This window comes from Nocardia sp. NPDC003999 (assembly GCF_053604885.1).
The window spans coordinates 1-15,296 of record NZ_JBSGIB010000016.1 but is presented as its reverse complement, the minus strand read 5'-3'; the positions used below and the strand labels follow the sequence as shown (position 1 = coordinate 15,296).

The window sequence follows — 15,296 nt, the reverse complement described above, 5'->3', positions numbered from 1 at the left end:
GCTCGGCGCCGATCCGGCGCTTCGCATTGTTGAGCACTTGGTGCCGATATCGTGTATCCGAAGATCTGAACGCACAACCTTTGAATACTAGGTTGAGCAATCTGCTCAATTCGACGTGTCATAGATGGGCACCGGCTAAGCACTGTGCGAGGTCGCTGTGACGACGCGCACACTCTCGCGTCGAGGCGTCCGGTCATTTCCGCGAGCCGCACCGGTGCCACACCGCGCATCCTCCGCCGCGCCCGCGCCTACCTGTGTGAAGGTGGAGAGGTGGCACTGCGCATGATGGGTACGGCGATCGTCGCCGCCATCACGTTCGGAACGCTGACCGCGTGCGGGCAGCAGGCGGACCCGGCCGTGCCCGCCACTCCGGAGCGCACCGCGGAAGCGGCGGCGGGGATGCGGGCCGATCCGGGTCCCCGGCGATACGCGGGCGGGACGATGGTCGTCATCCCGCATGCCGCGGACCTGGAATCCAGTTCCGCCTTACCCTTCTCGGAGTACGACGTCGAGGACGGGACGGACAAGCTCGGGATCCACATCCCCGGCCCGGTCGGCTGCCCGAGCATAGGATTCACCGCGCGGGTGGAGGAATCGGCCGACCTGGTGAGCGTGCGATTGATCCATGGCCTGCATCGCGGCATGCCGCCGTGTCAGGGCGCGAACCCGGAGCAGAAGCGCGAGTACGGCGTGGTCGTCGTCGACCTGCAACGCCCGCTGGGCGGACGGGCGGTGCTCAGCTTCACATGAGCCGGATCAGCGCGCGACCGGGTAGGCCACCTCCGTTAGTGATCTTGTCGAATGGCGGGCCGCGGGCTTTGTGACTTGTCCGGTTCGCCTGTTCCGAAGCGGCGTCCGGAGAATGTCGGGCGCTATCTTCGCAGCGGATGGTGCCGCCTTCGCGGCTACCGGCGGTCCCGGAGTCGAAGGAGGTGCGGCAGTCCGCCATGATCGACTCAGGGTGCCCACGGCGGCGGTTCCTTCTGCTCCGCCCCGCAGTGAAGGTTCGCTGCGGTTCTCGTGTAGTGCCGGTGCGTCCGAAGCACCGACGTCGCGGCGTGCCCGCGGGGCGGTGGGTCGGTGACGGCTGACTTTCGAAGGAAACCCGTGTCCAGAGTTCCGTTCAGGATCGCGATCTTGCTGGTGAGCATCGTCTCGCTCGGCCTGCTCGGCCTGCCCGCTACTGCGCAACCCCTCTATCCCACTCCCGATCCCGATCCCTTCTACACCGCGCCGCCCGACCTGGGGGCGCTCACCCCGGGCGACGTCGTACGGAGCCGCAGGATCGACACCGGTATGTATGTCGGGACCGAGGGCTGGCAAGTCGCGTTCCGCTCCACCAATTCGCAGGGCAAGCCCGTCATGGGCATCACAACGGTCCTGATGCCCGCCGGGGTGAAGAATCCGCCGCTGGTCTCCTACCAGGCGCTGATCAATTCCCTCGGCACCCAGTGCAATCCGTCGCGCTCGCTGTTCAACGGCGAACTACAGGACGCGGTCGGCGCGATGTTGCCCATCGGACGCGGATGGGCGATCTCGCTGCCGGACTATCTGGGCCCCACCTCCGCCTACGGCGCCGCGCGCCTGGCCGGAATGATGACCCTCGACAGCGTGAAGGCCGTCCGCAAGGTCGCCGAACTGGGGCTGTCCGACTCCCCCGTCGCCATCGCGGGCTACTCCGGCGGCGGCATGGCCACCGCGTGGGCCGCCGCCATGCAACCCACCTACGCGCCGGATCTGAAACTCACCACCGCCGTGGCCGGTGGCATCCCCGCCGACCTGGAGGAGATGGCGATGGCGCTCGGCTTCGAGCCGCACCCCGGATTCGGCCTCGCATTCGCCGCCGCCATGGGGCTGGAGCGGGAGTACCCGGACCGGCTGCCGATCTCCGATCAGCTCAACGAGAACGGTTTGTGGTTCCGGGAATTCACCCACGACGCCTGCCGCCGATTCCTGCTCTTCCACGGCGCCTTCCGCAGCGCGGAGCAGATGGCGGCGTCCAAGAGCCTGATGGACAGCCCGGAGGCGCACGCCGTCCTGCGGGAGAACAGCCTGAAGTACTTCGACGGCGTTCCGACTGTGCCGACCTACATGTGGCAGGGCCGCTTCGACACCCTCACCTTCTACAACCCGGTCGCCGAGGTCGCCGACCGGTACTGCAAGGCGGGTGCGCGGTTGACGTTCCATACCGTCGACATCTCCGAGCACCTGACCGCGGCCGCCGCCGGATTCGCGGACGCGTGGAACTACGTCGAGGCCAGGTTCCGCGGCGAACCCGCACCGACCAGCTGCTGAACCCAGAAGACAAGCGGGCCCGGGAGTGCTTCTCCCGGGCCCGCTTTTCGTTGCATCAGCTGATGGAACGCACCTCTTTCTCGTACTGCGCGCGGACCTTCTCGTCGGCCGGGTGCAACGCGCGATCCCCGTCGAACAGGCCCCGGATCAGGCGCACCGCGCGTTCCGGCGCGGCCGCCAATGCGATGTCGAGCGGGCCGAGGTAATTCGGCACGGCCACCTCGGCTTTGCGGGTGACGCAGGTGCGCACGATCGCGCCGGCGACGTCTTCCAGGTCGACGGTCGGCATGCCGTGGCCGAGTGTCAATCCCGAGGAAAGGCGGGTTCGCACGGCCGACGGCAGGACGCAGCTGACACTGACGCCATGCCCGGCGAATTCCAGGCGGGTCGCCGCCGAGAGACCGACCGCGGCGAACTTGCTCGCGTTGTACACGGCCAGCCCCGGAATCGGGACCTTGCCCGCCAGCGAGGCGACGTTGACGACATGGCCGCGACCACGCTCGATCATGCCCGGCGCGACGGCGCGCATGCCGTGGATGAGACCCCAGACGTTGATATCCAGCGTGGCCTGACCGACCACGTCCGGTTCGTCCAGGAACGCGCCCGCAGGCATGACACCGGCGTTGTTGACCAGCACGTCGATTCCGCCGACCGCAGCGGTCACCGCGTCCCATTGCCCGCGCGAACGCACGTCGAGTTCGAACGCGCTCGCCCCGATCGCGGCGGCCGTCTCCTCGGCGGCGGGTTTGTCCACGTCGGCGATTACGACCCGGGATCCTTTCGCGGCGAATAATTCCGCGGTGGCCCGGCCGATTCCCCGCCCGCCTCCGGTGATCAGGACTGTCGCCTCGCGCAGGTCGATCGCGGGGTAACCGGATCCGAGGATTCTCATACGAATGCTCCTTGTTCGAGCGTGCGACGGGTACTGCGCAGGCCGTGTTCGAAGGTGGCGAGACGGCGGCGGCCGTCCATGAAGTTCGGTCCCGTCACCGCGAGGTCATCGGCGGTCGCGCCAACGAACAGCACCTTCGTGCCCGCGGCGCGCAGTCGTGCGATCTCGGTGCGGAGCTTGTCGCTCATCCGGTTGCGCAGCTGCCGTTCCAGCAGGTGCCCAGGGCCGGTCGCCGGGATCCGGGCCGCGGAGGCCATCGGAGCCAGCACGAGGAGTTCGTCCAAGTTCTCGGCGACGAGCAGGTCCACCGAGGCCGTGGAGCCCGCGCCGCCGTCGACGAAGCGGCGGCCCCCGATGGTGACCGGAGGGAACCAGCCGGGCACAGCCCACGATGCCCGCAGTGCCGCGCCGATGGTCGCGGCGGGCGCACCGGGCGCGCCGAACGCGACGCGCTCGCCCGTCGCGTAGTCCATCGCCACCAGCCGGGTCGCCGGATGCGGCACCCAGTCGCGGCCGGGGTTCAGTCGTTCGGCCAGCCGTTGCAGCCAGCCCGGGTCGCCACCGCCGACCGGCAGCAGTCCGCTGCCCGCGGCCAACAGCGCCTGGCCCGGCTCCTGGCGACGCAGCGGCAGTCGGGGCGAGCCGAGCCGCGGGCGCGGCAGCGGCGGAAACCGGCCTGGCTCGGCGGCGCGGTGCTCGCGCAGGATCGGGTCGGTCGCGGTGCCGCGCTGCAACGCGACCAGGTCGTCCACCGAAACGCCACTGCCGAGCATCGTCACCGTCTCCGCACCCGCCGACGTGCCGAGCAGCACGTCCGCCTCGCGCGGATCCCAGTCGAGCACGTCCCGGGCGGCGACGAGGGCGGCGACGATCCAGGCCGCCCCCACGGTGCCACCGCATCCGATGGCCAGGCCGCGCCGCTGCGACCCTTTGTTGTTACTCATAGTCTCAGACACTAGCCCGGCTCGGCCCGAAAGCCACCCCCTCGAGCGGTCGGTATCCCGGCTCAGGCCGTGAAGTGCAGCGTCCATTCGCCGCGATAGTGCAGGCGGGTGACGCTGCCGGGCGGGATATCGATGCGCCAGAACGACTTCGGTGGAGCGTCCAGCGTCACCAGCAGCGCGGCCCGGACGACCGCCGGGTGGGTGACCGCGATCGTGGACACCGACCGCGCGGCGACCTCGGCCATCCAGAGCCTGGTCCGTTCGATCACGTCCAGCACGGACTCGCCGCCGTGCCCGCGGAACGCCGGGTCGGTCAACCAGGCGTACAGCTCATCCTGGGGCACCGACATAAGTTCGCCGCCGCGCCACGCGCCCGCGTCCAGGTCGCGCAGCCGGTTGTCCTCCTCATCCGGCAGCAGCCCCAGCAACGCGGCGGTCTCCACCGTCCGGCGTTCCGGGCCGGTGAGCACGCGCGCGGCGGTGAGCGGCCCGCATCCGGCCACCGCCCGCCTGCCCGCCTCGGTGAGCGATTCGTCCACCGGGAACCGTGCCTTCCGCATCGCCTCGGTCATCCCATGGCTGACCAGGTCGAGTCTGAGCACTTTTTGCACCTGTCGAAGCGTACGGCCCGGCGTCGACGGCCGTTGTTCGATTGCTCCCGCTTCGCTCGTGAAACGGTACGGGCGTGCTTGTCGGTGGGCCGGTGCACACTTGAATCCATGGCCCCGTTCTCCCGCGCGACCCAGGAGTGGTTCGACGGCGCGTTCCCCGCGCCGACCTCCGCTCAGCTGGGCGCGTGGAAGGCGATCGCGGCGGGCGAGCACACTCTGGTCGTCGCGCCCACGGGGTCCGGCAAGACGCTCTCGGCGTTCCTGTGGGCGATAGACCAGCTGGCCGGCCGGGAACGGCGGCCGGAGCGGGCAGGCACTTCCGTGCTGTACGTGTCCCCGCTGAAGGCGCTGGCGGTGGACGTGGAACGCAATCTGCGAGCGCCGCTGGTCGGCGTCACGCAGACGGCGAAACGCCTGGGACTGGAGCCGCCGGAGATCACCGTCGGGGTCCGTTCCGGCGACACCAGCGCGTCCGATCGGCGGTCCATGCTGCGCACCCCGCCGGACATCCTGATCACCACGCCGGAGTCGCTGTTCCTCATGCTCACCTCGGCGGCCCGCGAGACGCTGCGGGACGTGCGCACGGTGATCGTGGACGAGGTGCACGCGATCGCCGGTTCCAAGCGCGGTTCGCACCTGGCGCTGTCGCTGGCCCGGCTGGATCTGCTGACCGAGCGGCCCGCCCAGCGCATCGGGCTGTCGGCGACCGTCCGGCCGCCGGAGGAAGTCGGCCGGTTCCTGGTCGGCAACGCGCCGATCACCCTGGTCGCGCCGCCCGCGCCCAAGACGTTCGACCTGTCGGTGCGCGTGCCGGTGGCGGACATGACCGAGCCCGGCGACTCCGACCAGCCTGGATCGATCTGGCCCCACGTGGACGAGGCGATCGTCGAACTCGTGCTGGAGCACCGGTCCTCGATCGTGTTCGCGAACTCCCGCAGGCTGGCCGAGCGGCTCACCGCCCGGCTGAACGAGGCCTACGCGGCGCGGCTGGGCGAGCCGGTGGAGACCGAGCACAAGCCGCCCGCCCAGCTCGGCCCGTCCACCGAGGTGATCCACGGCGCGGGGCCCCTGCTGGCGCGCGCGCACCACGGTTCGGTCAGCAAGGAGCAGCGAGCGCTGATCGAAGACGATCTCAAGAGCGGGCGGCTGCGCTGCGTCGTCGCGACCAGCAGCCTGGAACTCGGCATCGACATGGGCGCGGTCGACCTGGTGGTCCAGGTGGAGGCGCCGCCCTCGGTGGCCAGCGGATTGCAGCGGATCGGGCGGGCCGGGCACCAGGTCGGCGAGATCTCCCGCGGGGTGATCTTCCCCAAACACCGCACCGACGTCATCCATTGCGCGGTGGCGTCGCGGCGGATGACGGCCGGACAGATCGAGGCGATCCAGATCCCGGCGCATCCGTTGGACATCCTCGCGCAGCAGACCGTCGCCGCGTGCGCGCTGGACCCGATCGACGTCGACGCGTGGTTCGACGTCGTGCGCGGCACCGGCAGCTACGCGTCGCTGCCGCGCTCGGCCTACGAATCGGTGCTGGACCTGCTCTCGGGGCGGTATCCGTCCGACGAGTTCGCCGAACTGCGTCCCCGGCTGGTCTGGGATCGCGACGCGGGCACGCTCACCGGGCGGCCCGGCGCGCAACGGCTGGCCGTGACCTCGGGCGGAGCGATCCCCGATCGCGGCATGTTCGCGGTGTACATGGTGGGCGAGAAAGCCTCCCGGGTCGGGGAACTCGACGAGGAGATGGTCTACGAGTCCCGGGTCGGCGACGTGTTCGCGCTCGGGGCGACGAGCTGGCGGATCGAGGAGATCACCTTCGATCGAGTGCTGGTGACGCCCGCGTTCGGACAGCCGGGGCGGTTGCCGTTCTGGCACGGCGACGGGCTCGGTCGGCCCGCCGAACTCGGCGCTGCGCTCGGTGAATTCGTGCGCACGGTCGCACAGGACCTCGCCGCCGAGGCGTCCACGGGTACCGGGAAGACCGCACGGCGCGATGCCGGAACACCTCCGAAGGCGTCGAAACAGACTCGCGCGCAGGCGGATTCGATACCCAACGGCACGGGTCGCACGCCCGCGGTACCGGAGCGCGTCGCGGATATCATGCTTTCCGCCGGTCTCGACGACAACGCGACCGCCAACCTGCTCACACTCTTGGACGAACAGCGCACCGCGACCGGACATCTGCCCACCGACCGCACGCTGGTGGTGGAGCGGTTCCGCGACGAACTAGGCGACTGGCGGCTGGTGCTGCACTCCCCCTACGGTCTTCCGGTCCACGCCCCCTGGGCGCTGGCCATCGGGGCGCGGCTGCGCGAACGGTTCGGTGTGGACGCCGCGCCGAACGCCTCCGACGACGGCATCGTCGTGCGGCTGCCCGATACCACCGACGATCCGCCCGGCGCCGAACTGTTCGTCTTCGAGTCCGACGAGATCGATGACATCGTCACCGAGCAGGTGGGCGGCTCGGCGCTGTTCGCCTCGAGGTTCCGCGAGTGCGCCGCCCGCGCATTGTTGCTGCCGCGCCGCGACCCGGGCAAGCGAGCGCCGCTGTGGCAGCAGCGGCAGCGCTCGGCCCAGTTGCTGGACGTCGCGCGCAAGTTCCCCGAATTCCCGATCCTGTTGGAGACGGTGCGCGAATGCCTGCGCGACGTCTACGACCTGCCGTCGCTGCGCGACCTGCTCGGACAGGTGGGGCGGCGCCGGATACGGCTGGTCGAGGTGGAGACCGCGACGCCGTCACCGTTCGCCAACGCCCTGCTGTTCGACTACATCGGGCAGTTCATGTACGACGGCGACAGCCCGCTGGCCGAGCGGCGCGCCGCCGCGCTCTCGCTCGATTCCGGTCTGCTCGCCGAGTTGCTCGGCCGGGTCGAGCTGCGCGAACTGCTCGACGCCGCGGTCATCGAGCAAACCGAGCGAGAACTGCAGCGGCTCACTCCGGAGCGGCACGCGCGCGACGCCGAGGGCTTGGCGGATCTGTTGCGGCTGCTCGGGCCGCTCACCGCCGCCGAAGCCGCCGAGCGCTCCGACGAGGATCCCGTCGCCTGGTTCGAGAGCCTCGTGTCCGCACGCCGTGCGCTGGAGGTCTCCTTCGCGGGGCGCAGCTGGTGGGTCGCGGTGGAGGACGCGGCCCGGCTGCGCGACGCGCTCGGGGTTCCGCTGCCGATCGGCACACCATCGGCGTTCATCGAGCCGGTGGCCGATCCGCTCGGCGATCTGGTCGGCCGCTACGCCCGCACACACGGCCCGTTCGGCACGGAGGCGGTGGCAGCCCGGTTCGGGCTCGGCACCGCGGTCGCCGCCACCGCACTACACCGGCTCGCCATCGAAAAACGGGTGGTCGAGGGGGAGTTCACGCCCGGAGCCGCCGGGGCGGAGTGGTGCGACGCGCAGGTGCTGCGCCGGCTGCGCCGCAGATCGCTCGCCGCCGCCAGGCACGAGGTCGAGCCGGTCTCGACCGCAGCGTTCGGGCGCTTTCTCCCGTCCTGGCAGCACGTCGGCAGCGGCGAACTGCGCGGCGTCGACGGCGTGGCGGCCGTCGTGGAACAGCTCGCGGGCGTGCCGATCCCGGCGTCCGCCTGGGAATCGCTCGTCCTGCCCGCGCGGGTGCGTGATTACACCCCGGCCATGCTCGACGAGCTCATGGCGACGGGTGAGGTGATCTGGTCCGGGCACGGCGCCATCACCGCCAAGGACGGCTGGATCGCCCTGCATCCGGCCGAGCAGGCGCCGTTCACCCTCGCGCCGCCGGACGAGGTCGATCTCACCGATGTCCAATTACGCCTGCTCGCCGCGCTCGGCGCGACCTTCGTGCCATGGACGCCACCCGGCCCCGCGGAAACCGTGCCGGATCGACCGCCCGTGCCGTTGGACGAGCCGGATCCGCCGACCGGCAGTGCGTCCGACGGTCACGGCGCGCGCAGGCGATCCGCCGAGACGGCCGGTGGCGCCACACCGAACGAGTCGGACAACGGCCGACGTGGCCGACGATCACCGGTCGGCTCGGAAGACGCGGCCGGTGCGGGACATTCGATCTCCGGCGCTCCCGCGGAACGACTGATACCCGTGCCGCAGGGCGGCGGCGCGTACTTCTTCCGGCAACTCTCGGACGCCACCGGCCTGCTCGACGACACCGCTGCGGCCGCAGCACTGTGGGAATTGGTTTGGGCCGGAATGGTTTCCGGTGACACGTTCGCGCCGGTACGGGCGTTGCTTTCCGGCACGGCCCGGACCACGACGGCCCACCGCACGCCCCGCCGCGCCCCGCGAGGACGGGCCTACCTGCCCCGGCCGAGCATGCCCACCCGTTCCGGCCCGCCCTCGGTCGCCGGGAGATGGTCTTTGCTCCCGGAGCGAGTCTCGGACAACACGCTGCGCGCCCACGCGACCGCGGACCTGCTCCTGGAGCGGTACGGCGTGCTGACCAGGGGCTCGGTGCAGAACGAGGGCGTGCCGGGCGGGTTCGCGCTGATGTACCGGGTGCTCACGGAGTTCGAGGACCGAGGACGCTGCCGCCGCGGTTATTTCGTCGATTCGCTGGGCGGCGCGCAGTTCTCCACCACCGACGTGGTGGACCGGCTGCGCTCCTTCGACCCGGAACGCGCCCGTCCCGAGTCCAGGGAGCCGACCGGCACGGTACTGGCACTGGCCGCGTCCGATCCGGCGAACCCATACGGCGCCGCTCTGGCTTGGCCGAAGAGCGACGTGGAGGGCGGGCATCGCCCCGGACGCAAAGCCGGAGCGCTCGTCGTGCTCGTCGACGGTGAACTGGTGCTATATCTGGAGCGGGGCGGCAAGACCCTGCTCACCTTCACCGAGGACCCCGGCGCCCGCCGCGCCGCCGCCGCGGCGCTCGCCGGCCTGGTCCACCGCCGCCGGGTGGACTCGCTGGTCATCGACCGGGTCAACGGAGACACCGTGCATGGCAACACGTTCGCCGGGTTCCTCACCGAAGCCGGCTTCTCCGCCACCCCCCGCGGCCTGCGCCTCCGGAGCCGCCCGTGAGCCCGCGATTCCGCGCCGACTCGGCGGAGCTGCCGTATGCCTGAGGGGGACACCGTCTTTCTCGCCGCGAAACGGCTTCGCACCGCGCTGGAGGGCAAAGAACTGACGCGCAGCGACTTCCGCGTACCGCGATACGCGACGGTGGATCTGCGCGGACAGGTGATCGAAAGCGTCGGCAGTTACGGAAAACACCTGTTCATCCGCACGCCCACCGTGAGCGTTCACACCCACCTGAAGATGGAGGGCAGCTGGCGCGTGTTCCACTGCGGACAGCGCTGGACGAAACCGCGCGTCGCCGCACGAGTCGTCTTGAGCACCGCGGACGTCGAAGCCGTCGGGTTCTCCTTGGGCACCGTCGAGGTCGTGCGGGTGGGCGACGAGCACCGCATCGTCGACCATCTCGGACCCGATCTGCTGGGCCCGGATTGGGATGCGGCGGAAGCCGTCCGGCGATTGGCGCGGTATCCGGATCAACCCATCGGCGTCGCGCTGCTGGATCAGCGCAATCTCGCCGGTATCGGGAACATCTTCCGCAGCGAGGTGTGTTTCCTGCGCCGCGTCCACCCCGCGACCAGGGTCGGCGACGTCCCGGACCTGTTGGCCATGGTCAACGAAGCACACCGCATCCTCGCCGAATCGGTGGCCAAGCCGCCGCGGCGCGCTCTGGCCTACGGCCGAACACACCGTCCGTGCCAGCGCTGCGGCACCCCACTCGTCGCCGACCTACTCGGTGACACCGCACCGGATCACGACCGCGTGGTGCAGCGAGAGCGGGGCATCTTCTTCTGCCCTCGATGTCAGCCCATCCCGGCCGATTGATCCGATGCCGCGAGTCCCGGTTTCCGGCACGGCGATCCGCCACGCCGCGCGGTAATTCGCTGTCTTACAGCCGATATCGGCCGACAACTCTTGACGAGCACTTCCCGCCCACCTAACTTACAATTTGTCAGTTATGGCGGGAGGCAGCATGGGCGACCGACGGCGATACGTGGTGATCGGGGGCGGCCTGGCCGGGCTCGCCTCGGCGGTCTGGCTGGCGGAAGCGGGCAAGCAGGTCACCCTGCTCGAACGCAGAGGCAGGCTCGGCGGACGCACCCACGCCATGCGCGCCGAGGCCGTGGACGATCCACCGGACAACGGCCAGCACGTGATCGCCAGCGGATACGACCACCTGTTCCGCTATCTGACCAGCGTCGGCACACGGCAGTACGTCGCTTTCCCGCATGGCGGCACACTGCGCTGGCCCGACGGCCGCAGCGTCACCATGCGCACCAAAGGAATCGCCGCGCTGCGCACGCTGTCCGGCGCACATCCCGATGCGAACCCGCTGGAGCGCGTGCGCGCGACGATCGCCACGGTCCGGCTCGGCTGGCAGTGCCTGCGTCAGCCCGCCGACCTGCCCGGCCTCACCACCGAGCAATGGTTCGACCGGGTCGGCATGCCCGCCAAAGCCCGGGAAGCACTGTGGGATTGGCTGGCGCTCGGCATCGCGGCGGAGCCGGTCCAGCGGGAGTCGGCGAAGGTGTTCGCCGATGTGATGGCCACGGGCATCCGGCTGGGCCTGCGGCACCGGCAGGCCGTCGACATCGGTTATCCGACCACCGATCTGGACACGTTGTATGTCACCGGGGCGTTGCGTGTCTTCGAGAAGCACGGCGTGCAGGTGCGCTATCGAGCCGTGGCGCGCCGGATCCACATCGTGGACGGGAAGGCCAGCGGCGTCGCGTTGGCGGACGGCAGCACGATCCCGGCCGACGCGGTGGTGTGCGCCGTGCCCAACTCGAACATCGGCGGCCTGCTCGACGATCTACCCGAGCACGCCGAGATCTACGCGGCGGCCGACAAACTCGGCTACACGCCGATCGTCAGCACCAACCTCTATCTCGATCGCCCACTGGGGACCACGGCCGAGTTCGAGGCGCTGATCGGCGGCACCGGCGTCATCGACGAGGTCTTCGATCGCCAGCGGATGACCGGGCGCAGTACCGCGAAGGCCTGGCTGTACTGCCTGACCACCAGTGGCGCCTACGAACAGATCCACAAGTCCGGCGACGAGATCGTCGCCGAGCAGATGGCGCTGCTGCGCCGCTACTATCCGGCGGCGCGAGCGGCGAACGTGGTACAGGCCCAAGTCGTCCGCATGCCGAAAGCCACCTTCTCCCAAGTCGTCGGCAACCACGCGTTGCGCCCGAGCCAGCGCACCTCGGTGCCCACTTTGACCCTCGCGGGTGACTGGACCGCCACCGACTGGTCGGCGACGATGGAAAGCGCGGCGCAGAGCGCGGCGCGGGCGGTCGAGCTGCTGCTCGAGCTACCTTCGACGGCGTGACCACCGACCGCTCCACGGCCGAGCGCGGTACCAGCGAGGCGCGGCCGAAGCGCCGGATGTCCGCCGCCGACCGCCGTACCCAGCTGCTGAACGTGGCGCGCGACATCGTCGCCACCGAAGGCTTCGGCGCGGTGAGCATCGACCGGGTGGCCCGCGAAGCGCGGGTCGCCCGTGCGCTGGTGTACCAGCAGTTCACCGACCTGTCCGGGCTGACGTCGGCGCTGCTGGACCGCGAGTCGGCCATCGCCTTCGCCGGTGTGCGCAGCGTGGACTGGGACCACGGTGACGTGGACCGGGTCGGTCGCGGCATCCTCGCCTACCTGCACGCCGCGCCGACCAGTTGGCGGATCATGCTCAGCCCGTTCGACGGCGGGCCGCCGGAGCTGCGCGAGCGACTCGCGCTCGGTCGCGCTTACGCGCGGGCGATCGGCGCGCGTCATCTGTCCAGATACCTCGGGGTCACCGTGGATCCGAATGGTCCGACAGAGCGAATCCTGTTGGCCGCCATGGAGGAACTGGCCCGGCTGCACCTCACCGACCCGAGCGCGTATCCGGACGAACTGGTGCTGCGCTACCTGCGCTCGCTGGTCGGCTGGGCCATGGCGATGGAAGCGCCCGACTGACCACACTCAGCCCTCCGACGGCACCGGCTCCAGGATCTGCGGGCGCGGCTCGGGCGCGGCGATCCGCAGGGCATCGGCGGAGGCGTCGTCCGGTTGGGTCTGCGATTGGATCTCCGCCTCGACCCGCGCCTGATAAGTGCGTACCTCCCGGTCGATCTCCTCGTCGTCCCAGCCCAGGACGGGCGCGACCAGCCGGGCCACCTGCTCCGCGCAATTGGCTCCGCGGTGCGGGTACTCGATCGAGATCCGGGTCCGCCGGGCCAGGATGTCGTCGAGATGCAGGGCGCCCTCGGCCGCCGCCGCGTAGACCGCCTCCACCTGGAGATAGGACGGCGCGTCCGTGATCGGTTGCAGCAGTTCGGGTTGGTCCTCGGCGAAGGCCATCACATCGGCGATCAGCGAGCCGTACCGATCCAGCAGGTGCTTGATCCGGTACGGATGCACCCCGTAGGTCTCGGCCAGCTGCACCGTCTGGTTGACCAGCGCGAAATAGCCGTCGGCGCCGAGCAGCGGCACCTTCGCCGTGATCGACGGTGAGACCCGGGCCGGTATGTCCTGCGCCGCTTCGTCCACCGCGTCGAGAGCCATCACACGATAGGTGGTGTACTTGCCACCCGCGATGCCGACCAGACCGGGTGCGACCCGGGCGACGGCATGTTCACGTGAGAGCTTGGAGGTCTCGTCGCTCTCCCCGGCCAGCAACGGGCGAAGGCCCGCGTACACGCCGTCGATGTCGTCCGGCGTGAGTGGCTGAACCAGTACTTGGTTCACCCGTTCCAGCAGATAGTCGATATCGGCCTTGGTCGCGGCCGGATGCGCGAGGTCGAGATTCCACTCGGTGTCGGTCGTGCCGATGATCCAATGCGCGCCCCAGGGAATGACGAACAGCACCGATGTGGCGGTGCGCAGGATGATCGCGGTGTCGCTCACGATCCGGTCGCGTGGGACCACGATGTGCACGCCTTTGGAGGCCCGCACATGGAACCGGCCGCGCTGATGCGACAGAGCTTGGACTTCGTCGGTCCACACGCCGGTCGCGTTGATCACCACATGTCCACGGACCTCGCCCGCGCGACCGTCCTCGGTGTCGCGCACCTTCACACCGACCACCCGATCGGCTTCCCGCAGGAATCCGACGACCTGGGTGGACGTGCGGATCACCGCACCGTAGTGCGCGGCCGTGCGCGCCACCATCATGGTGTGGCGTGCGTCGTCGACGACAGTGTCGTAGTAGCTGACACCGCCGATCAGCGAATCGCGCCGCAACCCGGGCGCCAGCCGCAACGCGCCCGCGCGCGTGAGATGCCGTTGCCCGGGAACGGATTTCGCCCCGCCCATGGTGTCGTACAGGACCAGGCCCGCCGCCACGTACGGACGCTCCCACACGCGGTTGGTCAGCGGGTACAGGAAGCGCAGCGGCTTGACCAGGTGCGGCGCCAGCATGGACAGCGCGAGTTCGCGCTCGCGCAGCGCCTCGCGCACCAATCCGAACTCCAGCTGCTCGAGGTAGCGCAGTCCGCCGTGGAACATCTTCGACGACCGGCTGGACGTCCCGGACGCGAAATCGCGGGCTTCGACCAAAGCGACCTGTAAGCCCCTGGTCGCCGCGTCCAACGCGATGCCGGCCCCGACCACGCCCCCACCGACGACGACCACATCGAAATGATCTTTGCCGAAGCGCTCCCAGGCCGCACTGCGCTGCTCCGGCCCGAGAAGCTGCGATTCCGGTTTCTTCGCCATGCTCGACTCCTCCAGCGGATGTGTCCGATCGAGCGTTCAGATCCAGGCTAGGCGAACCGCCGCGAATCGACCGCCCGCGCCCCGGCCCGTGTCGCCCCGTCCTACTCGTCGGTAACAATCCCAACCCTAGCCGAGCGGCGACCCGTCCCCACCGCCCAGTGAGCCACACAACAGCACACTCCCGCACTCACAATCCCGCCGCCACAACGACCGGATCGCCTCATCAGACCCAGCACAATTGCGACCGAACCGAGACCGAGCAGCCGCCCAGGCAGGGCAAAACACCCCGGCGGACCGGCAACTACTGCGGCCTCATGCACAACGTCTCGAATTCGACCCACGAGTCGCACGTGCCCCGCCACAGCCCTAACGGCCAACACGCCTGCCCCTCCGGGCAGTCCCGGCCGAGTCACACGCGCCGGCGGCCAACACAGCCGACTCGTACCCGACAACTCGCCGAACCGATCGAGCCGACACCAGAGCTACCACCAACCGCGCGCACCCGGTAGCAAGCCTCGACCCCGACGCACCCACGCCTTCGAAGCGAAGCGAGACCGAGTATCCACCCTTCGCGGCCCGGCTCGCGTTTGCGCGGCCGCCGCGTCCGCGACGAAAGGAGAAACAGACCGCCGGACCCGCAGCCAGCACTACAACCGCGTGCACCTGGTAGCGAGTTCCTACACCGACGCGCCCAGCGCACCCCAACCACGTCTTTCGAGCGAAGCGAGACCGAGCATCCGCCGTTCGCGGCCCGGCTCGCGTTTGCGCGGCCGCCGCGTCCGCGACGAAGGAGCCGACCCGCACGCCGGACAGCGGGCCCGCGCGCAGCGTCTCGAACACGTCCAGCACGGCCTGGGTGGT

11 protein-coding genes are annotated in these 15,296 nt (G+C 70.0%); 7 read left to right on the top strand and 4 right to left on the bottom strand.

From position 1 onward, the window contains the following. Positions 1–270 precede the first annotated feature (270 nt). Positions 271–750, top strand: coding sequence for a hypothetical protein (locus ACWESM_RS26445; protein WP_452494036.1), 480 nt, complete (start codon positions 271–273; stop codon positions 748–750). A gap of 378 nt (positions 751–1,128) precedes the next feature. Then, complete coding sequence (locus ACWESM_RS26440) at positions 1,129–2,295, top strand: lipase family protein (protein WP_412807166.1); 1,167 nt, start codon at positions 1,129–1,131, stop codon at positions 2,293–2,295. A 55-nt stretch (positions 2,296–2,350) separates the two neighbouring features. Here the strand turns inward: ACWESM_RS26440 and ACWESM_RS26435 are convergent, their stop codons facing one another. The 3 genes from ACWESM_RS26435 to ACWESM_RS26425 form a co-directional block, all read right to left on the bottom strand. After that, on the bottom strand, positions 2,351–3,187 hold the full coding sequence (locus ACWESM_RS26435) for an SDR family NAD(P)-dependent oxidoreductase (protein WP_452494034.1): 837 nt from the start codon (positions 3,185–3,187) through the stop codon (positions 2,351–2,353). Then, on the bottom strand, positions 3,184–4,131 hold the full coding sequence (locus ACWESM_RS26430) for a patatin-like phospholipase family protein (protein ID WP_364433303.1): 948 nt from the start codon (positions 4,129–4,131) through the stop codon (positions 3,184–3,186). The genes ACWESM_RS26435 and ACWESM_RS26430 overlap by 4 nt, the downstream gene beginning before the upstream one ends. Before the next feature lie 62 nt (positions 4,132–4,193). Then, a complete protein-coding gene (locus tag ACWESM_RS26425) occupies positions 4,194–4,742 on the bottom strand; it encodes a histidine phosphatase family protein (RefSeq protein ID WP_039796212.1) in 549 nt (182 codons plus the stop codon). Between the two features lie 108 nt (positions 4,743–4,850). On the opposite strand from ACWESM_RS26425, the gene ACWESM_RS26420 reads away from it, so the two are divergent. The 4 genes from ACWESM_RS26420 (at position 4,851) to ACWESM_RS26405 (ending at position 12,695) form a co-directional block, all read left to right on the top strand. Further along, positions 4,851–9,743 (top strand): ATP-dependent helicase, encoded by a 4,893-nt coding sequence (locus tag ACWESM_RS26420; protein WP_452494032.1) that lies wholly within the window; start codon positions 4,851–4,853, stop codon positions 9,741–9,743. A 36-nt stretch (positions 9,744–9,779) separates the two neighbouring features. Beyond that, positions 9,780–10,562: an Fpg/Nei family DNA glycosylase gene (locus tag ACWESM_RS26415; RefSeq protein ID WP_355073459.1), complete on the top strand. Its 783-nt coding sequence runs from the start codon at positions 9,780–9,782 to the stop codon at positions 10,560–10,562. 148 nt (positions 10,563–10,710) lie between these two features. Continuing rightward, on the top strand, positions 10,711–12,072 hold the full coding sequence (gene hpnE / locus ACWESM_RS26410; protein WP_452494030.1) for a hydroxysqualene dehydroxylase HpnE: 1,362 nt from the start codon (positions 10,711–10,713) through the stop codon (positions 12,070–12,072). Between the two features lie 56 nt (positions 12,073–12,128). Then, positions 12,129–12,695 carry a TetR/AcrR family transcriptional regulator gene (locus ACWESM_RS26405; protein WP_379252183.1) on the top strand — a complete coding sequence of 189 codons (567 nt, stop codon included), beginning with the start codon at positions 12,129–12,131 and terminating at the stop codon, positions 12,693–12,695. Positions 12,696–12,701: 6 nt separating this feature from the next. On the opposite strand, the gene ACWESM_RS26400 is transcribed toward ACWESM_RS26405, so the two are convergent. Further along, positions 12,702–14,435 (bottom strand): glycerol-3-phosphate dehydrogenase/oxidase, encoded by a 1,734-nt coding sequence (locus ACWESM_RS26400; protein WP_364433314.1) that lies wholly within the window; start codon positions 14,433–14,435, stop codon positions 12,702–12,704. A gap of 657 nt (positions 14,436–15,092) precedes the next feature. Here ACWESM_RS26400 and ACWESM_RS26395 point away from each other — a divergent pair. Then, positions 15,093–15,296, top strand: a 204-nt coding sequence (locus tag ACWESM_RS26395; protein WP_452494028.1) for a hypothetical protein, incomplete at its 3' end; no start/stop codon positions are given.